This is a genomic window from Eubacterium aggregans (assembly GCF_900107815.1).
In the GTDB taxonomy this organism is placed as follows: domain Bacteria; phylum Bacillota; class Clostridia; order Eubacteriales; family Eubacteriaceae; genus Eubacterium_O; species Eubacterium_O aggregans.
Window position 1 is genome coordinate 1 of record NZ_FNRK01000001.1, and the last position, 18,991, is coordinate 18,991.

Below are 18,991 nucleotides of genomic sequence, written 5' to 3' on the forward strand. Positions count from 1 at the left end.
AAAAAAAGAGTATATAGATACAATCTCGTCAATAAATGATACTTTTTCATCAAATACACTTGAGAATCCCCAAAGGCACTCTCTAAATCCACATAAAACATCATCAAAAATCCAAAAAATCGGTGCGAATCCCCCTGGGATTTTATGGGCACATCCCAATCGCACCTATAGGAGAAGAACCTCCTCCACGTGGATGGCATTATTTTTCCCCATTTCTTCCACCCTTTTTTGATAATTATTCCCCAGGTGATAAAAGCGGACACTGTCCAGCTCATCGTCGATAATTTCTTCCAGAATCGCTTTCAGGGAGCAGAGTTGGGCGCCATCCAGCACACACTCAAACACGGAATTCTGGACCCGGATGCCATAATTCACGCAGGCCTTGGCAACCTTGCGCAGGCGCTTTCGTCCTTCTGCGGTCTGCGTGTTGACATCATAAGTAATTAAAACCATCATCCTGCCACCTACTTCCAGAAAAAGGCCGGGTAATCATCCAAATCACCCCGGAGGTATCGGGCAAGGAGCAGGGCCTGGACATAAGGCACCATCCCCCACTGAATTTTCTCCTGCAAATAAGGATGGGTGATAACCTCCTGCTTCCGCTTCTGCCACTCGCTAATCACCCGGCTTCGGGTCTCATCATTCATCACCACCGCACCGCTTTCCTTCTGTTTAAAACCGGATGCTTCCACCATGCACTTATTAATGAGGGAAAGGACAAAGCGATCCGCCATCACGGGCCGAAGCTCTTCGATGAGGTCAAGGGCCAGGGATACCCGCCCGGGGCGATCCTGATGGAGGAATCCAACGTAGGGATCTAAACCAACGGCCTCCAGGGCACCTGCTGCCATTTGGGTCAACAGGGTGTACACAAAGGAAAGGAGTGCATTGACATTATCAAGGGGTGGACGTCGGTTTCGCCTTTTAAATGCGAAGGCGTCCTTTTGCTGGAGGATGCGTTCATCAAACACGGAGAAATAACGGTTGGCCAGTTGTCCCTCATAGCCTCGGAGGGTCTCCAAACCATCGCTTCCTGCAAGCAGGGGCAGGGATTGCCTCATGGTGGCGGATGCTGCCTTTAGGGCCCCACTATCCACCCGTAGTCCATGATCCCGCACGGCCCGTTCCAGTACCCAGCGCCCATTATAGACCTTGCCGATGATGAATCCCCGGGCTACTTTCAGGCTTTCCCCCTCATCCTCGGAAACCGCATATTGCCGTTTTCGCAGGAGGACATTCCCATAGGTACCGCCCACCACCCGGGCCAAAAATCGCCCATTATGGCTCAAAAAGCAGAGATCCACATGACGCTCGGCACAGGCTCCCATTAAGGCCGGACTAACCCCGCGATATCCCAGGCTGACGATTCCCTCCAGATTATGGAGGGGGACATGCTGATCTGGGGCATCCTCCTCCCGGATGACGATGGTCTCACCGTCCAGGGCTAAATATTTTTCAGGTGATGCGATGTATAAGGTATTGAGCAGCTTTTTCATCCCAGCCTCCTAATCTTCATCCAAATGGCGCTTCATGTAGACGCTGGCCGGTGTCACCTTTTCCAGCCGCGGCAGGCAGATGTCTTTCAGGGAACAGGCATTGCAGGCTTTGGTGCGTTTGGCCTTTGGTGTATACTGCCTCTTAAACATCTGGTGCATATCCAAAAACATCCCCTTGGTTTCCTCTCGCAATGCTTCGGTGATGGGGACCTTTTCCCGATGACGGATTTCCCCATAGTAGATGGCCCCGGAGGTGATGGTGCAACACAGCATTTCCTCTAAGCACAGGGCCTGGGCAGTCACCTGAAGGGCATCGCAATGATCCTCCTTGGGCTTGCCCCGTTTGTATTCCACGGGATAGACCTGGAATAATCCACGGTGACGGTACAGGGGGATGCCTTCCTCATCCTTATGGAATTCCACAATATCACAGATCCCGCTCACCCCCATTTCCCGGGAATGGACGGCCATGCTCCGGGTGATGATCACCCCCGGACGTTTCTCTGGTGCCAGGATGCTGTGGGCCTTTTGATGGAGCAAATCCCCCTCCACCGTCCGCTGGTTCTCTGCCCATTGTTCTTCCACGTGGATGAGGGCCCATTGCCGCCGGCAAAAAGCATAGTGCTGAATACCCGATAGCATCAGGAAATCAGACTCTGCATAGGACATGATGCATCACCTCTTTTCTTTTACTCTTACGGGTGTATTATCAGGTTTTTATACCTAAGGGATTTATAAACTTTCATTTTAATTCCCAAATACCACGCGGACTATCTTTCGTATCTTTCATTTTCTTTGTTTTTCTCAGTTCAGTTGCTGCCCAGCGTATATCATATTGCCAGGTATAGAACAGATTGCCAGAATCACGTAGTTCTTTTTCATGATGCTTCCACATATATTTACAGACATCTACGATATTTGCACATCCTCCCAATTTTTTCAAATCATCATACAATATATCGGATAAATCGGTTCGTACCATTCTTATATTCCTTTTTCCATTTAAACCATTCGCATAACAGCAATGCTTTCAGGAATCGCAGTCTCATCGATGTCCACCGTGTAATCTTCATATTTTCGCGGTACTTCATTTTCTGCAATATTTCGTTTTACTGTTATCGTATCGAATAGCTTATGGGAGGGATGCTCTCCAAACTCAGTACTATGCTTAAAGACGATGAGTTCCCGTACTGCCATTTTTCCCCGGGCGGCTGAATGATCATTCTCAAACATGTTGATAATTGCCTGCCACAACAAATCTAAATCTTCATCAGAGAATCCTGTTGCTTTACGCGCTAAATTTGCGGAAACAAATCCCTCGACACGATAAAGGCCGTAGGGAACAATGGTTTTTCTCCCCATTTCAGTTCCCTTCTTTTCGGCATCCTCTTCCGTCGTGATGGCCACACGGGTAATGGTGACCTCCTGCTGGCCGATGGGGTCAATACTCCGGGCAAATCCAAGTTGGACCGGGCCCCGTACTTGTCCGCAATTTAAGGCACTTTTAACAAAGGTTGTCATGACCGCGCCAAAGGTTCTAATATCATAAAAATTTCGGCACATGAAATCCCGAATCTTCACATCGATGTCTGGATCTTTTCGCTTTGCTTCCTTTACGTTGGCTTCATCAATGCCTAGATACGCAAATGCGCTGCGATCACTTCGATTCAACGGGACATTTTCTTTAATATAAATATTAAAACCATCCTGCCCTTCCTTGACCATTTCAACATAATTCCGTATTTTTCTCTTCAGACAAACATCCGTAACAATGCCTAAACCCGTTTCCGGATCAATACGTGGCATATTGCCCGCATCAGGATCACCATTGGGGTTCCCATTTTCCACATCAAATAATACAACGAAATCATAACGGTTTTTAATTGCTTCAGCCATTGCTCTTCTCCTCTTTTTTTTGTTTTTCATAACGTTTTTGGGTTTGATGATAATAACCCAATTGAAATGCACCCTGTTCTTCTAAATTTAAACGCGTTGGATAAGCCACCCCATCATAGCTTAATTTGTTAATTAAGGCCTGAATAGCTTTGTTAAAGTTGATTTCTGCCCCCCGGCTTTTTCCGCCAATTTTTTTCAAATGGTTAGTCGACAGTTTCACTAAGGTCGGAAACACCACCGCTGGGGTTGCACATGCTGAATTAAAATAACGATCCCGTATTGTCGCATTAATTCCAGGATTAGCCTTTTCTTGAATATCCTCTAACACAGAGAAAAGACGTCCCAAAACATAGGCTTTATTATTGGTCTCTTCATTCAAGCTCACAGTCAAACACTCCTTTATTTCATTTTCAATCGTTTCATACCGTTTGAGGAAGAAGGCTTTAATAATAGCGGCTCTTCCCCAGGATATTTTTTGATCTCCTTGCTCTGCCTTCACCCTTATTTCAACCGCATTGTACAGCGCCATGGGATACTGGGTATTCATCAATATTGCTCTTGCCAACGTTCCGGCCAGTTGGGGTGAGGGCATCTTATCCCGACTGTTCCTATTGACTGTCTCATTCAATAGGCGCCAGGTCGACATTCTGGAATTCTGCACAAAGGAAGGTGTCACAATGGATAAGCGATCATGGTGCTCAGCAATATTTTTGAGAAAGAAACCAAAAGTATTTTGCATGAAAAACCGGACCGAAAGCCGGGCTGCATTGGGGGATACGCCCAGAATGAAGAAACGGGAATTAAAATTAATCCCCTCCAAATCCGGCAGCTTGCCTTTCAGCAACATCTTCATCATATCATCCAGTTGTTTCCCATCATCCTCCTGCATCTCCATACAATCTGAAAAGATATCCGCATATTGCTCCTCAGCCGTTTCTGACCAATAGACAACGGTGGTATCCCCTATAATCATATGGGTTTTGGGGTTGCTGATTAAATAATTCAAACCCGTTGTGTAAGCAAAGGCGGCGTACTCTCCCACTGGAGCATTGTAGCTTTGGGTTTTGCCATAGGATTCAAAGGCCTCTGCATTAAAGCCCACCAGGGTTGCTCCCATACTCTGGGCGCCTCTCACCCCTTTAATATTCGGATGGATACGTGCAATGGGTTCATTCTCCCCAGTTACCAAACATCGTTGTACAATCTGCTCTTCATCCACTTCCTCTCCTCGCGATGTCCGCCAGGCTGCATCAATATCTGAATCATCCTGGGCATATATTCCCCCATCAATGCGAAAAACCAAATTAGCCGCAGGTAATTCACCCAGGATTGGAATAAGGTGTGGATTGCTGGAAGAAGTCTTAGGATCCCATCTCTCAAAGAAGTTCCGAACCGCCACTGCCGGAATCGATTGAATCCCGGATAACTTCTCTAAATGGCAGACCTTACATCGTTCAAAATAAGAAAGGGCTTTTTGGTTTAATTTGATTTGTTCTTGTTCTCTGCCGATATCATCCTTCTTCTTAGACTTTTTTGGCACCCCCAAAATAAAAGTTCCATTGTCGGAAAGATAATAGGACGGTGGGGTCTGTCCTGAACGCTTAGCTTGTTCTGGAACCCGCATTTTCTTGGGTACTTCTACGACCTTCTTTCCCCGCTGCACCTCTACCTTTTCGGGCAAAACACCAAGTAGTTCCCCTGCTTCATTAATATTAAGGCTATAGGAAATCCCGGCGTCACTATAGCCTGGAAGGGGCATTGACATTTTTTCTCCCAGCTTTTCATAGTACTCGACAAGCGCCTGAAGAATCATGGCTGCACCTCTAAACTGGTTAAATCCAGAACCCCATTTTGTAACACGCCGTGAAAAAATATAGGTTTAATATCCTCTGGATCTGAATAATCCATATCGTAAAGCATATACCCCAAGTCCAAGGTTTCATTGGCATAAGCCGTCACAATTTTGTGCTCCTTGGGCCAAGGCTGAAAATAGGCAGTAAACTCCCGACACCCTAAATAGGGCTGGGAGTAACAACTTCCCTTTTCCAATCGTCTCCGGATGATATCCGAAAACTTACCATGATTATCCGTCCCATTGGCTTGATCCGTCATCTCAAAATGAGCTTCAATCACATAATGAACGTCTCGAAGCACAAGAGCTGCCCGTTGGGCAATTTCAGCTGAGGTGATAATCTGTAAATCCTTATCCCCTCCACGCATCGCCGTCAGCACATTGCTGGCGGACATCTTTTTATTCACCTCATTACGCCGAATGTTCATATACTGGATAGGATTTAACACGTAAATCCGGTCAATCTTCCAGGACAGCCCTGGATGCCAATAAATTGAATCCATGATTCCCCTGGCTGCTGATGGCGTCATCACCTCATAGGTACAGCGTTCTACCTTTAATTCTGGTCTGCTAAAGAGGGCATAATCTCCCCATACTTCTACTTTCACACCAAACAAAGAACCACTCCTTTCTATTTAAATTTATGATTATATTATATTTCCTATCTTAAGTTAACCTTTATTTTTAGACTTCTTTTATCACTCCCTATTTTCTGTTAAACTATCTACGTCAAGGGAATTTCACTTGTAAGCAGTTCTCTTGTGGATTGAAACTATTTAAATTTCTGATTTGAAAAGTTGTGGCGACCCCTTGTGTCCGCCACCCTTTTCAATTTAGGCAAAATACAGCACCTCCCCCAAATCATTCTTTGGTATCTTAATTCCAGCTTCTTTGGTATAATCCTCCAAATTAATTAAAACCGAGACCGCTCCATCCAAATTCTCAATCCGACGATAGTCATCTAATAAGTCATATTGGTATTTTGGCAAGCTGACCATATAGGCATTCATTTTCCGAAGAAGACCTCGACTTGGACCTGCTCCTCTAAATTGGGCAAGAAGCACCTTCGCCTTTTTATTGATAGGGATAAAAACAGAATAACTCTCTTCATCAATCAATTCAAAATCCTTACTGACGGTTTCAAAGGCCAAAGCTTCCATTTTCTCTATAATTGATTTAGCGTCCAGACCGGAATCCTTTAAATGATACAACGTTTCAAAATAATGGGCGATACATTCTGGAGAATCCACCTCTTCATGCTTTGGCAATACGGCAGATGTCGCCGCAAGATAATCCTTCAATTTTTTGGGTTTACCTTCCAAATCAAAAATCCAAACAATACTTTCCGACAAAGGCCGTTTTCCTTCGCGATTGCACCGACCACCTGCCTGAATGATGGAATCCAGGCCTGCCATGGCACGGTACACTGTGGGAAAATCCAAATCGACCCCAGCCTCCACCAAACTGGTGGATACGACGCGACAGGGCAATCCCGCCTTCAAGCGTTTTCGTATTTTTTTCAATACCCGTTTTCGATGTTTAGGCATCATCCATGTGGATAAATGAAAATTTCCTCTTCCCTTCAACGCCCTAAAGACGTCGTAGGCCTGCTGCCTCGTATTGACGATGCAGAGTACCTGCTTCTCGTTATTAATCCTTTCAGTCAGCACCTCCTGGGTCACCATCCCCAACCTCTCATAACGTACCCGGCGAAAGATTTCGTATAGCGCTTCAGTATCTCTACAAATTTCCTGCAACGGGATGTCTTCTGGAAAGTAGGGTCCTAAAAAAGGTTGGGTTGCTGTGCACAGCACCGCCGTACACCTGTAATTTCGAACCAACTCTCCGATGGACTGCAAGCACGGCAATAGAAAACGATGGGGCAGCATCTGGGCTTCATCAAAAATAATGATGCTATTGGCAATATTATGGAGCTTTCGACAGGATGAAGAACGGTGGCCGTGGAGTGATTCAAAAAACTGAACATTGGTTGTCACGATAACGGGAGCATCCCAATTTTCTGTTGCCAGTTTTTTTCGGGCAATATCCCCTCCGGCAATTTCTGCTTCGTCATCATAGGCCACATTACTGTGATGGGCCAGGACATTTTTCGATCCTAAAATTTCTTCAAAGGCCTCGACGGTTTGATCAATGATGCTGGTATAGGGAATAACATAGATAATGCGGTCCATCCCATTGGCTTTTAATTGTTCCATGGCAAAGGCCAAGGATGCAATGGTTTTTCCCCCACCAGTGGGTACGGTCAATGTATAGGCACCCCGGCCCTGGCTTTTTCCCAGATCAAGGCACTGCTGTAAAATGTCGTTTCGTTTTTCATTAATAATACCGGAAGGCTTACTTTTTAAAAAATGCTGGGTTTTATCTTCCAAACGCCTGTATAGTGTCTCCCATTCATCAAATCCCTGACGGACAACTCCGCCACCGGACATAAAATCCTCGGTGTCTAAAAAATCTGCATCTACCAAACTGGAGTACAGCATCCGGGTGAAGAATGCCCCGGAATAAGCCAGGTGCCCTGGTGTGTTTCGAAAGGACGGTTTCTCCTGTGGCTGCTCAATCCTTATTTCTGACTGATACCCGCTGTAATCCGGGATGGTCCGTTTTAGCCTGCCGCACAAGGTTTTTTCATTGGGTCCATTCGCTTTTGTCCCGCGATCCATCAGGCCGCTATGATGTCCTGCAATGGCCATTTGAATGGGAAAGCTATGGATTTCTTTTGCTCCAGCCGTAGCATGGTCAACCTTTGGCCCATCCTCCTGGATCCGCTTCTGGAATTCTTCGCTATATTTTCCAAGATCGTGGTAATCACCGCAGCACTTCCCAAATGCCCCTGCCCCAAATTTTTCCGCAAAGGCTTTTGCGTACTTGGCGGTTCCCTCCAAATGTTCTTTGACGGTTTGGATTTCAAAAAAGCCCTCTTTTGTTTCACGCTTGTGCGCAATAAATTTCTTTTTTTCTTCCATCTTTTTTCCTTATCGTTTTTTAATTATCAGCTATTTTTATTTATTGAGTGTATTATACAACCACATTCCATTTTTGTCAATTCATAGATTTATAATCAGTGATTTCCTGCTTGCTCTATCCGTTAGAAATGTTAAAATCAAGAAGTCCACATTTAATATGTGAGTAGGATTGAAATATAGAATTATATTCAGAAGAAAGCAGACCACATCTGCTTTTTTTCTTACCTCATCCCCATTATACTCCCATCACCCATTATTGTAAACGACCCAACACAATCGTAACATTTCCATGTCTTAACGAGCCATTCTCTTATATTAACCAAACCTTAACCCCGCCAATCCCCACCTTGACATCTCCCCACTAAAGCGATAAAATACTCCAAACAGTTCACTAGTAAACTACTTAAGGATAAACCATGACCAATGATTTTGAAGTATTAATGAGTGGCCAGCCCTTCAAACGGCTGGCGGAGCAGCTTTACGGCCCCCTAATGGAACGTTCCGGTTTGCGAAAGGTAGAGCTGGACATCCTCTACTGCATCGCCCACGCCGGTCTGGCCGATACGGCCCGGGACATTATGGAGCGGCGTCATTTTTCCAAGGCCCACATTTCTAAGTCCGTGGATCATCTGAAAAAACTCGGCTATATTGAAATTCAAACCGATCCTGAAGACAGACGTTATCTTCACCTGCACACCACCCCCATGGCGGAGCTAATCCTCAAGGATTTTGAAACCCTCCGATCTACCCTGAGGGCCACGCTTTTTAAGGGAATTACCCCTGAAGAGCGGGAGGCGGTCAGCCAGGTTCTCACTAAAATCGTCCACAACCTACGGGATGCCTCAGCATCCGGGGAAGCCGCCCCCCATTAAGGCACTACCAAGGCTTCCCTTTTCATTCGACACATTTGGAGGTACCATCATGTCAACAAAGAAAGATTTAAAGGAATTTACCCAGGAATACGCCACAATCTGTCAAACTGTGGATAATATTCCGCCGGCATTTTTTGAGGAATACGGTGTCAAGCGGGGCCTTCGGGACAAAAACGGCAACGGGGTCCTTTCAGGGCTGACCAATGTTTCCCGGATCGATGCCTTTACCCTGAAGGACGGGCAAAAGATTCCCTGTGACGGCAAACTCTGGTACCGGGGGTACAATGTCATCGACCTGGTCAAGGGCTTTGAGGGCAAGCGTTACGGCTTTGAAGAGGTGGCATACCTACTCCTCTTTGGCGAGCTGCCCAGCCGGGAAAAGTTAAAGCGCTTTAACCAGATTTTGGTGGAAAGCCGCCGCCTCCCCACCAATTTTACCCGGGATGTCATCATGAAAGCCCCCAGTAAGGATTTAATGAATTCCCTCACCCGGAGCGTATTGACCCTGGCCTCCTACGATGATGATATCAGGAATCCCTCCCTATCCAACGTGTTGTCCCAATGCTTAAAGCTTATCAGCGTCTTCCCTATGCTGTCTGTGTATGGCTACCACGCCTACAACCATTATATCTGTGATGACAGTCTCTATATCCATCGTCCGGATCCGAATCTCTCCACAGCGGAAAATATCCTCTTGATGCTACGCCCGAACAAGGAGTACACAGACTTAGAAGCCCGGGTGCTGGACATCGCCCTGGTGCTGCACATGGAACACGGTGGCGGGAATAACTCCACCTTCACCACCCGGGTGGTGACCTCCTCCGGCTCCGACACCTACTCCGTCATCGCGGCAGCCCTGTCCTCCCTCAAGGGGCCCAAGCACGGCGGAGCCAATATCAAGGTGGTGGAAATGATGCAAGACCTCCGTCAGACAGTATCGGACCCCACGGATGAAGAGGCCGTACGCCACTATCTGGAGGGCTGTCTGAACAAAGAAGCCTTCGACCGCAAGGGCCTCATTTACGGCATGGGCCATGCCGTGTACTCCCTATCCGATCCCCGGGCCCAGGTGTTTAAGAGCTTCGTTGAGAAGCTGGCCCATTCCAAGGGACGGGATGAGGATTTTTCGCTGTACTCCATGGTGGAACGCCTGGCCCCCGAGGTCATCTCCGGCGGCCGCAAGATTTACAAAGGGGTCTCCGCCAATGTGGACTTCTATTCCGGCTTTGTGTATAGTATGCTGGACATTCCCCTGGAGCTCTACACTCCCATCTTCGCCATCGCCCGTATCGTGGGGTGGAGTGCCCACCGCATTGAGGAACTGGTCAATGTGGATAAGATTATGCGCCCGGCCTACCGGAGTGTCATGGCTCCCCGGGATTATGCCCATATGGCCGATCGAAAGTAAGTATATTGTCGCAACCTCGGTTAACAGCCGGGGTTTTTTTATGCCAACATGACACTTTTGTCACCTTATGGTAAGCTAATGCCATGGCAGGAGGATACCTCCCGTCTTATAATAGGACTATCATAACATTGGAGGAATCAAAATGTCATTACTCACTGTCAATCATGTTAAAAAAATATACACTACCCGCTTTGGCGGGGCTTCGGTCCAAGCCCTCCGGGATGTCACTTTTGCGGTGGAGCCCGGGGAATATCTGGCCATCATGGGGGAATCCGGCTCCGGCAAGACCACCCTACTCAATATTTTAGCAGCCCTGGACAAACCCACCTCTGGGGAAGTCCTCCTGGGGACTAAGGACCTCACTACCATTTCTGACGGGGCCATCTCCGCCTTTCGTCGGGATAACCTGGGCTTTGTCTTCCAGGATTTCAACCTCCTGGATACCTTTAGCTTAAAGGACAACATCCTCCTCCCCCTGGTCCTGGCCGGACGGGATATAGCCGAAATGGAAGGCCGCCTGGCCCCCATCGCCGGGCAGCTGCGCATTGACAATCTCCTTGGAAAATTCCCCTACGAGGTTTCCGGGGGACAGCAGCAGCGGGCTGCTGTGGCCCGGGCTCTGATCACCCATCCCCAGATTATCCTGGCGGATGAGCCCACTGGTGCCCTGGATTCAAGATCTGCCGATGAGCTTCTGGCCCTTTTCGATGAGATCAACGCCTGCGGCCAAACGGTGCTGATGGTCACCCACTCCCTTAAGGCGGCCAGCCACGCCAGCCGTGTCCTCTTTATCCGGGATGGGGAGGTTTTCCACCAGCTGTACCGGGGAAACCGGAGCCTATCGGATATGTTCTCCACCATCTCCGATACCCTCACCATGATTTCCAGGGGAGGCCGCACCCATGAAGAAGCATAATAAGGGGTTCCCCTTCTTTCTCAAGCTGGCGGCCACCAATATTAAAAAGCATCGCCAGGAATACCTGCCCTACCTGCTGACCTGTGTCATGACCATCATGATGTTTTATACCATCGTCTCCCTCTCCCAAAATGATACCCTGAAGAATATGAGCGGCGGTACCTCCATGATGATGATCTTAGGCTTTGGGAATTGGGTCATCGCCATCTTTGCGGTGGTCTTCCTCTTCTACACCAATAGCTTTCTTATTAAACGGCGGAAGAAGGAATTCGGACTCTTCAATATCCTTGGAATGGAGAAAAAGCATATTGCCGGGGTGCTGGCCCTGGAAACTCTCATCACCGGGGGATTTTCCATTGTGGTGGGACTGGTGCTTGGCCTTCTCTTCAATAAGCTTATCTTCCTGCTCCTTTTAAAGATCATTCACTACGATATCCAGCTGGGCTTTCAGATCTCCCCGGTGGCCCTGGCCCTGACCACCCTGCTCTTTTTCGGCATCTTTACCCTGGGCCTTTTCTATAATCTGTTCCAGATCCGCCTGGCCAACCCCGTGGAGCTGCTCCGGGGAGGAAAGACCGGAGAACGGGAGCCCAAGACCAAGGCGGTCCTGGCCATTGCCGGCTTTCTGTGCCTGGGGGCTGGCTACGCCATCTCCCTCACCGTGGACAAACCCCTGGATGCCCTCTACCTCTTTCTGGTCGCTGTCATCCTGGTCATCATCGGCACCTACTGCCTCTTTACCGCCGGGAGCATCTTTATCCTGAAGCAGCTGCGCAAGAACAAGCGCTACTATTACCAAACCAGCCATTTTATTTCGGTTTCCGGGATGATTTACCGGATGAAGCAGAACGCCATCGGCCTGGCGAACATCTGCATCCTCTCCACCATGGTCCTGGTGGTGCTGTCCACCACGGTCTCCCTCTATCTGGGGGTGGATAACATCATGATGTACCTCTTTCCCCAGGATCTGTACATCCGCCATTATGGGGACACCTTCTACGAAGATCCCCAAACGGTATCTGACAATATTGAGGCCATCGTCTCTGAACAGGGGCTTCAGATTAAGGATTATCACGACTGCAGTGAGTTCACCATGGGTACCGTCCGCCAGGGGGATACCTTCGATTATCACCCGGGGAATACCTGGTACGTCACCACCGCCGATGTGTGCATGACCCAGGTGATGACGGCGGCGGATTATGCTGCCCTCACCGGCGAGGCCATCTCCATTACCGGCAATGAGGTCCTGGCCTATGGCAATCTCTTTGACCCCGGGGACACCCTGACCCTCTTTGGCACCGAGTATAAGGTGGTGAAACATCTTCGGGACTTTCCCTTGAAGGAGGCGGAGTACGATACCACCTTCGGTCTGGAATGCCTGTGCCTGGTGGTCTCGGACCGGGCCCATATGGCGGACATTTATGAAAAACAGCAAACTGCCTACGGGACGGGTGCCAGTCCCCTCAATTACGATATTACCTTCGATTTAACGGGGACCGATGCCCAGAAGATTGCCTGTAACGCCGCCTTGAACGCCCCGGGTGCCCTGGTGGCCGATGCCGCCATCCATGGCGGTGCCCCCATTGTATCCAGTGATCAATTGAGTATCCCCAGGGAGTCTGGCAGCTTCGATGTGCGCTGCCGCCAGGACCAATACCGAACCTTCTACTACGCCTATGGCGGGATGTTCTTCCTGGGACTGCTTCTGGGGACAGTGTTCATCATGGCCACGGTCCTCATTATCTACTACAAGCAGATTTCCGAGGGCTATGACGATAAAGGGCGGTTTACCATCATGCAAAACGTCGGGATGAGCCACGCCGAGGTGCGCCGGGCCATTCGCAGCCAGGTGCTGACGGTGTTCTTTCTCCCCCTGGCCATGGCCTGTGTCCATATTGCCTTTGCCTTCCCGGTGATTACCAAGCTGCTTAAGCTTTTCAGCCTGACGGATACCGCCTTGTTTGTCCAGTGTACCCTGGGGGTTATTGCGGTCTTTGCCCTGCTTTATGCCGGGGTGTATGCCCTGACGGCCCGGGCCTATTATCGGATTGTCAGCCCTGGGAGTATTTCCAAATGACCCGAACGCGAAAAGGCAAGTGCCTCACCATTATCGCCACCCTGATTCTCATCCCCATCGCCCTGATGCTCCTGTGGTGTCTCATCCACCAGGGGCTTTCGGCCTGGGAGCGGCAGCACACCACGCCGCCTGGGAAGATGGTCACCGTCTCAGGGCAACAGATGCACCTAACCGATACCAACCCGAAGGGTACTCGGACGCTGGTCCTTATGAGCGGCCTGGGGACAACCGCTCCGGCAGAGGATTTTGCGCCCCTCATCGAAGGACTTTCCCAAAGTGATCGGGTCGTTGTGGTTGAACCCCTGGGCTATGGCTTTTCCGATGGAACCGACCAGCCGCGCACCGTATCCGCCATCGTTTCTGAATACCGGGGCGCCCTTACCGCCGCGGGCATTCCAGGCCCCTATGTCCTCGTTCCCCACTCCATGGCCGGTGTTTATGCCACTGCCTGGATGAACGCCTACCCTGAAGAGGTCTCTGCCTTCATCGGCATCGATCCCACCCTGCCGGGTGAGCTTAAATATTTTGGCGAATCTGCCCCCCATGCTCCGGCGATTGCCGGTCTGATGGCCCCCCTTGGAATCTCCCGGCTCATTACCCTACTCAGCCCCGGGACCTTTATCTCCAATAATTCTGAAGGTGCCTATGCTAAGGAAAACCTGGACCTGCAGAAAACCCTCTCCGCCTGGAAGGGGTATAATGCCACCGTCGTAGCAGAGAATAACGCCATCGCCGAAAACATGGCGGCCACCCAGAACCAATCCTTCCGTCCGGAAATCCCCACACTGATCTTTGCCCGGGAATCCTCCGCCGCTCCGGTAGATGGTAAAACCAATCTTACCTTTTACGCTGAAAAGCTGGCCGGTCTGACCCGGGGCCAATGTATCCCCCTCACCGGACACCATTCCCTCCACTGGACCCAATCATCGATTATGATCCAGGATATTCAGGAATTCCTGAACTGAAAATAGATAAATATTTGTCATTTCTTTACATTTCTTTACATTTGTGGTAAATTTTCAGTAATGAAAATATTTAGGAGGTTTTTCAAATGGCACAAATAAGAAATAAAAAGAGTGCAGCGGCTGGTGCAATGGCAAAGAATCCCACAGTAACAGCCTCAACCGCAGCACCCAAAAAAAAGGACGTGGCACCAGCTACTAAAGCACCTGCAGCCTCTAAAGCCGCTTCCGCGACGACCAAAGCCACCACAACCCCGACCTCTAAAAAAACCAGCACCAAGAAGAAAACCGTAACCGAAGTTGTGGTCCAATTTGATGGTAAGGAATTCAAATCCGCGGATTTAATCACCCGGGTAAAGGAAATCTGGACCAAGGAAATGGGTCGCAAGGTGAATGAAGCTGCCGATATGACCGTGTATGTCAATGCCAATGAAGGCATGGCCTACTATGTGATTAATGGTGGGGATGTTACTGGAAGCTTTGCGCTTTAACATCTGTAGAATACAAAAAGGACTGCCATCCCTGGGGATGAAAGTCCTTTTTTATTGGTCTGTTTCCAAAGGCTCAAAGGGCTGATGCTAATAACTCATCTGTGATTAACACATCGAAAAGCTGCCCTTTACTCAGTGCCCGAACCGCCTCAGCCTTCTCTGTGCCGGAAGCCACCAATATTTTAGTTGGAATCCGACGGTAGTCTGAAAGCCCAATGGAATAGGTCCGTTCCCGCATGCTGGTATCACACTCCCTGCCTTCTCCATCGATATAGCGCATGACGATATCGCAGACTGCCCGATTTTGGGTAAGCTCCTGAAGCTCCCCAGGCGACAAATGCTTTAAGGTTCCAAGGAGGCTTGTTGTCTTTGGCCAAATAGCCCCAACGCTGGTTACCGCAATATCGATTTGCCCATAAATTTTCTGGATATTTTGAAAGTGTTGGCTCTGCCGAAGATGCGCCATCTCCTCCTGGGTAAGGAGGCCTTTCCGACATAAAGAAACCTTCTTCCCACCAAAGGCCATAGCCGCACGCTTGACCAGGGTATCCACATCCAACATATCACTGCTATTCACAATACTGCCATGGAGGGTCACGATCTTCGCTCCCTTTCTGCGACAGGGATTTAAATATTGGATGAGATGGTACATCGTTTCACCCCAGGTCAACCCAATGATATCATTATCCGTTATGATCCGTTGCAGATAACGTGCTCCCTCCAAGGCCACCCGTTTTTTCAATGAACTGGAATCGACATCAGCCTCAAGAATAGGTAAAATTTGAACGTCCCTCAGACCGTATTCTTTTTTCAGTCCTTCCTCCCGTTCGATACAGGCCATATACCGGGGGTGAATATTAAAGGTCACAATTTTCTCCGACTCTGCACGCTTAAGCAGGCGCGAAACCGTAGATTGTGAAATTTGAAGATGCGAAGAGATCACGATGAGTGTTTCTCTTTTAACGTAATAGCGATAGACCACCTCATTCATTAAGCACGTGGACTGACTGTATACCTCGGATTTCATTGGACCCGCCCCTTCATCTTTATAGACTTATCCTTATACCATTATTATCATTCCCTTTTTCAAACGCAATATAGAAATTTTTTTCAATACCCCTAATGAATAATCTTTCGATATGTAGCCCACTCGCACCACGTGATAAGGTTAACATAATAAATCCAGAGAAAAGGAAGGTGATTACCAATGAATGTGCAAGCACAGCTTGCCAAGGGATCCTTTCAGTGCCATTGCGGCAGGGTCCACCAATGTGATACGACGCTACTTCGGATTGAGCGGGGAGTCCTGAAGGAGCTGGGGACGATCCTCGCTGGATTCCACCACCTCCTGGTCATCTCCGATGGCAATACCCGCCCCCTTTGTGGCCAGGCCGTCATTCAGGTTTTAAAGGACCAGGGCTTCACCGTAGATGAGGCATTCTTTAACCAGAAAACCGTGCTCGTTCCCGATGAAAAAGCCATCGCCGCCGTGGAAGCGGTTTATACGGAGGGTACCCAGGCTATCATTGGTGTCGGTTCCGGAGTCATCAACGACCTCAGCAAGTACATTGCCTTCACCCACGGGATTCCCAGCATGATCGTCGCCACCGCACCATCTATGGATGGTTTCGCCTCCAGTGGGGCCGTCATGATGCTCGGCGGCTTCAAGGTGACCTGTACCCGAAAAGCCCCCCGTTGGATTGTCGGGGATATTGATATTCTGACCGCAGCCCCTATGGAGATGATTCGTTCGGGCATTGGGGATATCCTTGGAAAATACTCTGCCCTCAGCGACTGGAAGCTTGCCCATATTCTCTCCACCGATCCCATGTGTGATCTGATTTACCAGATGGTGGAGGAGGAGCTGGAAGCCTGTGTGGACAATATCCCCAAAATCATGGAACGGGACCCCGATGCTATCGGCAGATTAATGGAAAGCTTAGCCATTGTCGGAATTTCTTTAGCTTATCAGGGCAGCTCCCGCCCGGCTTCTGGATCGGAACATCTGATTTCTCATTTTTTTGAATTGACCAGTATTATGAAGAACAAGCCTTATTTTCCCCATGGCATTGATGTCGGCTATGCCGCTGTCATTGCCGAGATTCTGAGAAAACAGCTGCTCCAGGAGGACCCGGGGACCTTCGCCACGGATTTTAATCGAAGGGAATGGGAGGCTGGACTCCAAGATGTATTTGGGGAAATGGCCGAGGACATCATCACTCTCCAGGACGATGCCAAAACCTACACCACAGACCGCTCAGCCCTGATCCGTGAAAATTGGGAAGCCATCCAAGACATTCTGGGTCAAACACCGGGGGTTGAATTCATGGTGGAAAAACTGGAGGCGGCTGGCTTCCACCTTGATGAATTCATCGCCCTATACGGGTGGGATTCCATCCGAAGCGGGGTCCTGTATGCCACTGATTTGAAAACCCGCTACACACTCCTTGAACTGCTCAGTGATACAGGCTATTTGAAACGCTACGCAACGGCACTAAAATTCTAAATAATTATTTTGGGGGTAATACAGTGAATTATTTACTCGGTTTAGATTTGGGAACAGGTGGCATCAAGGCCGTCCTATTCAATGAACACGGTGTGGAAATCACAGAAGCAACCCAGGAGTATCCACTGTACCAGCTGCAAAACGGCTGGTCCGAGCAAGATCCTGAGGATTGGTATCAGGCCATGGTCAAGACGGTTTCCCAGGTTGTTGAACAGTCTGGTATCCCCAGGGAGGAAATCCTGGGAATCGGTATTTCTGGCCAGATGATGGGAGCAGTCCTTCTGGATGAACGGGGTGACCCTCTACGCAAAGCAATCCTGTGGAATGATCAGCGAACTGAAGCGGCCTGTGCCGAGGTAGCCCGACGGGTTGGGGAAGAAAAGATGCTGTCCATCACCTGTAATCCACCCCGGGCTGGTCTCACAGCAGCTAAAATCTATTGGGTCAAGCAAAATGAACCGGACATTTATGCTAAATGCCGCCACATCCTACTACCCAAGGACTACCTTCGCTATCGCTTAACCGGTGAATTCGCCACCGAGGTTTCGGATGCTTCCGCCATGCAGCTGATGGATGTTCCCAACCGATGCTGGTCTGGCTATATCCTCGATGCCCTGGAAATCAAGGAGGATATGCTGGGTAAGGTCTATGAATCCTACGAAGTCACTGGCACACTGCGGCCCGATGTGGCCAAATGCCTCGGTCTTTGCGAAAAAACCGTCGTCGTCGGAGGCGCCGGGGACAATGCCGCTGCCTCAGTGGGAACCGGGGTCGTCGCACCTGGACGAGCCATGACCACCATCGGAACCTCGGGCGTCGTCTTTGCCTATTCTGATAAGCCCGCCATCGACCCTAAAGGGCGAGTCTATACCTTCTGTACTGCCGTCCCTGGAGCCTGGCATATGATGGGCCTCGTCAATTCCGCTGGCTTGTCCCTGAAGTGGTACCGGAATAATTTTTATCCCACCGACGAAGAATATCTGGACATCAATACCGATGCAGCACAATCCCCCGTTGGTGCCAATCGCCTGATTTACCTGCCCTATCTAATGGGCGAATGTACACCACATCTGGATTTGGATTGCCGAGGTGCCTTTATTGGGCTGTCAAATATCCACACCCGAAAGGATATGACCCGGGCCGTCATGGAGGGAGTGAGCTTTGGGCTCAAGGAATCCATCTCCATCTACGATGAAATCGGAGTAAAGCCAGCCCTGATGCGGATGTGCGGGGGTGGCTCTAAAAGCCCGTTGTGGCGGCAAATGCTTTCTGATATTTTTGAAATTCCGGTATGCCTCCCGGATATCGCTTCAGAAAACAGCGCTGCACTGGGTGCGGCCATTCTAGCCAGTGTTGGCACGGGCCTCTACCCCTCTGTCGTTCATGCCTGTGATCAGATCATCACCCTACGGGATGAACAATACACCCCCGATGCGAAGCACAGCGAGCAATACCGCAAAATTTACGATGTCTACCGTGAAATGTACCCCGGTCTCAAGGATGCCTATAAATCCCTGGCAGGCCTATAAGG

Annotated in this window: 17 protein-coding genes; 8 read left to right on the top strand and 9 right to left on the bottom strand. The window is 49.3% G+C overall.

The features are described 5' to 3' along the window. Window positions 1-165 precede the first annotated feature (165 nt). From cas2 to BLW33_RS00040, 8 genes are all read right to left on the bottom strand, one after another. Complete coding sequence (cas2, locus tag BLW33_RS00005) at window positions 166-456, bottom strand: CRISPR-associated endonuclease Cas2 (protein WP_090303941.1); 291 nt, start codon at window positions 454-456, stop codon at window positions 166-168. Between the two features lie 8 nt (window positions 457-464). Further along, complete coding sequence (gene cas1c / locus BLW33_RS00010; protein WP_090303943.1) at window positions 465-1,496, bottom strand: type I-C CRISPR-associated endonuclease Cas1c; 1,032 nt, start codon at window positions 1,494-1,496, stop codon at window positions 465-467. A gap of 9 nt (window positions 1,497-1,505) precedes the next feature. Next, on the bottom strand, window positions 1,506-2,165 hold the full coding sequence (gene cas4, locus BLW33_RS00015; RefSeq protein ID WP_090303945.1) for a CRISPR-associated protein Cas4: 660 nt from the start codon (window positions 2,163-2,165) through the stop codon (window positions 1,506-1,508). Between the two features lie 73 nt (window positions 2,166-2,238). Next, a complete protein-coding gene (locus tag BLW33_RS00020) occupies window positions 2,239-2,478 on the bottom strand; it encodes a hypothetical protein (RefSeq protein WP_090303947.1) in 240 nt (79 codons plus the stop codon). 20 nt (window positions 2,479-2,498) lie between these two features. Further along, the gene (cas7c, locus tag BLW33_RS00025) at window positions 2,499-3,392 is read right to left on the bottom strand and encodes a type I-C CRISPR-associated protein Cas7/Csd2 (RefSeq protein ID WP_090303949.1); all 894 of its coding nucleotides are present in this window, start codon (window positions 3,390-3,392) and stop codon (window positions 2,499-2,501) included. Next, the gene (gene cas8c, locus BLW33_RS00030) at window positions 3,385-5,205 is read right to left on the bottom strand and encodes a type I-C CRISPR-associated protein Cas8c/Csd1 (protein ID WP_090303951.1); all 1,821 of its coding nucleotides are present in this window, start codon (window positions 5,203-5,205) and stop codon (window positions 3,385-3,387) included. Before cas8c ends, cas7c begins: the two co-directional genes overlap by 8 nt. After that, window positions 5,202-5,861 carry a type I-C CRISPR-associated protein Cas5c gene (gene cas5c / locus BLW33_RS00035; RefSeq protein ID WP_090303952.1) on the bottom strand — a complete coding sequence of 220 codons (660 nt, stop codon included), beginning with the start codon at window positions 5,859-5,861 and terminating at the stop codon, window positions 5,202-5,204. The genes cas8c and cas5c overlap by 4 nt, the downstream gene beginning before the upstream one ends. 216 nt (window positions 5,862-6,077) lie before the next feature. Then, complete coding sequence (locus BLW33_RS00040; RefSeq protein WP_090303953.1) at window positions 6,078-8,228, bottom strand: CRISPR-associated helicase/endonuclease Cas3; 2,151 nt, start codon at window positions 8,226-8,228, stop codon at window positions 6,078-6,080. A 416-nt stretch (window positions 8,229-8,644) separates the two neighbouring features. Between BLW33_RS00040 and BLW33_RS00045 the strand changes: the two genes are divergently transcribed. From BLW33_RS00045 to BLW33_RS00070, 6 genes are all read left to right on the top strand, one after another. Beyond that, window positions 8,645-9,100 (top strand): MarR family winged helix-turn-helix transcriptional regulator, encoded by a 456-nt coding sequence (locus BLW33_RS00045; protein ID WP_090303954.1) that lies wholly within the window; start codon window positions 8,645-8,647, stop codon window positions 9,098-9,100. A 49-nt stretch (window positions 9,101-9,149) separates the two neighbouring features. Further along, complete coding sequence (locus BLW33_RS00050; protein WP_090303955.1) at window positions 9,150-10,508, top strand: citrate/2-methylcitrate synthase; 1,359 nt, start codon at window positions 9,150-9,152, stop codon at window positions 10,506-10,508. Window positions 10,509-10,650: 142 nt separating this feature from the next. Further along, window positions 10,651-11,424, top strand: coding sequence for an ABC transporter ATP-binding protein (locus BLW33_RS00055; protein ID WP_090303956.1), 774 nt, complete (start codon window positions 10,651-10,653; stop codon window positions 11,422-11,424). Then, entirely contained in the window at window positions 11,411-13,501 is a 2,091-nt protein-coding gene (locus BLW33_RS00060; protein WP_090303957.1) for an ABC transporter permease, read from the top strand. Before BLW33_RS00055 ends, BLW33_RS00060 begins: the two co-directional genes overlap by 14 nt. Next, complete coding sequence (locus BLW33_RS00065) at window positions 13,498-14,466, top strand: alpha/beta fold hydrolase (protein ID WP_090303958.1); 969 nt, start codon at window positions 13,498-13,500, stop codon at window positions 14,464-14,466. Before BLW33_RS00060 ends, BLW33_RS00065 begins: the two co-directional genes overlap by 4 nt. A gap of 86 nt (window positions 14,467-14,552) precedes the next feature. After that, the gene (locus tag BLW33_RS00070; RefSeq protein ID WP_090303959.1) at window positions 14,553-14,954 is read left to right on the top strand and encodes a DUF6465 family protein; all 402 of its coding nucleotides are present in this window, start codon (window positions 14,553-14,555) and stop codon (window positions 14,952-14,954) included. Window positions 14,955-15,027: 73 nt separating this feature from the next. On the opposite strand, the gene BLW33_RS00075 is transcribed toward BLW33_RS00070, so the two are convergent. Next, complete coding sequence (locus BLW33_RS00075; RefSeq protein ID WP_176966550.1) at window positions 15,028-15,822, bottom strand: sugar-binding transcriptional regulator; 795 nt, start codon at window positions 15,820-15,822, stop codon at window positions 15,028-15,030. A 339-nt stretch (window positions 15,823-16,161) separates the two neighbouring features. Between BLW33_RS00075 and BLW33_RS00080 the strand changes: the two genes are divergently transcribed. Together BLW33_RS00080 and xylB are read left to right on the top strand one after the other, a co-directional pair. Beyond that, entirely contained in the window at window positions 16,162-17,460 is a 1,299-nt protein-coding gene (locus BLW33_RS00080; RefSeq protein ID WP_090303962.1) for a sn-glycerol-1-phosphate dehydrogenase, read from the top strand. 23 nt (window positions 17,461-17,483) lie between these two features. Continuing rightward, window positions 17,484-18,989 carry a xylulokinase gene (gene xylB, locus BLW33_RS00085; RefSeq protein ID WP_090303963.1) on the top strand — a complete coding sequence of 502 codons (1,506 nt, stop codon included), beginning with the start codon at window positions 17,484-17,486 and terminating at the stop codon, window positions 18,987-18,989. Window positions 18,990-18,991 lie beyond the last annotated feature (2 nt).

Excerpts from the sequence above, each read along its gene's own strand:
- cas7c (WP_090303949.1), bottom strand. The coding sequence starts at position 3,392 with ATGGCTGAAGCAATTAAAAACCGTTATGATTTCGTTGTATTATTTGAT.
- cas1c (WP_090303943.1), bottom strand. The coding sequence starts at position 1,496 with ATGAAAAAGCTGCTCAATACCTTATACATCGCATCACCTGAAAAATAT.
- cas2 (WP_090303941.1), bottom strand. The coding sequence starts at position 456 with ATGATGGTTTTAATTACTTATGATGTCAACACGCAGACCGCAGAAGGA.
- BLW33_RS00070 (WP_090303959.1), top strand. The coding sequence starts at position 14,553 with ATGGCACAAATAAGAAATAAAAAGAGTGCAGCGGCTGGTGCAATGGCA.
- BLW33_RS00050 (WP_090303955.1), top strand. The coding sequence starts at position 9,150 with ATGTCAACAAAGAAAGATTTAAAGGAATTTACCCAGGAATACGCCACA.
- cas4 (WP_090303945.1), bottom strand. The coding sequence starts at position 2,165 with ATGTCCTATGCAGAGTCTGATTTCCTGATGCTATCGGGTATTCAGCAC.
- BLW33_RS00065 (WP_090303958.1), top strand. The coding sequence starts at position 13,498 with ATGACCCGAACGCGAAAAGGCAAGTGCCTCACCATTATCGCCACCCTG.
- BLW33_RS00060 (WP_090303957.1), top strand. The coding sequence starts at position 11,411 with ATGAAGAAGCATAATAAGGGGTTCCCCTTCTTTCTCAAGCTGGCGGCC.
- BLW33_RS00045 (WP_090303954.1), top strand. The coding sequence starts at position 8,645 with ATGACCAATGATTTTGAAGTATTAATGAGTGGCCAGCCCTTCAAACGG.
- cas8c (WP_090303951.1), bottom strand. The coding sequence starts at position 5,205 with ATGATTCTTCAGGCGCTTGTCGAGTACTATGAAAAGCTGGGAGAAAAA.
- BLW33_RS00040 (WP_090303953.1), bottom strand. The coding sequence starts at position 8,228 with ATGGAAGAAAAAAAGAAATTTATTGCGCACAAGCGTGAAACAAAAGAG.
- BLW33_RS00055 (WP_090303956.1), top strand. The coding sequence starts at position 10,651 with ATGTCATTACTCACTGTCAATCATGTTAAAAAAATATACACTACCCGC.
- BLW33_RS00080 (WP_090303962.1), top strand. The coding sequence starts at position 16,162 with ATGAATGTGCAAGCACAGCTTGCCAAGGGATCCTTTCAGTGCCATTGC.
- BLW33_RS00020 (WP_090303947.1), bottom strand. The coding sequence starts at position 2,478 with ATGGTACGAACCGATTTATCCGATATATTGTATGATGATTTGAAAAAA.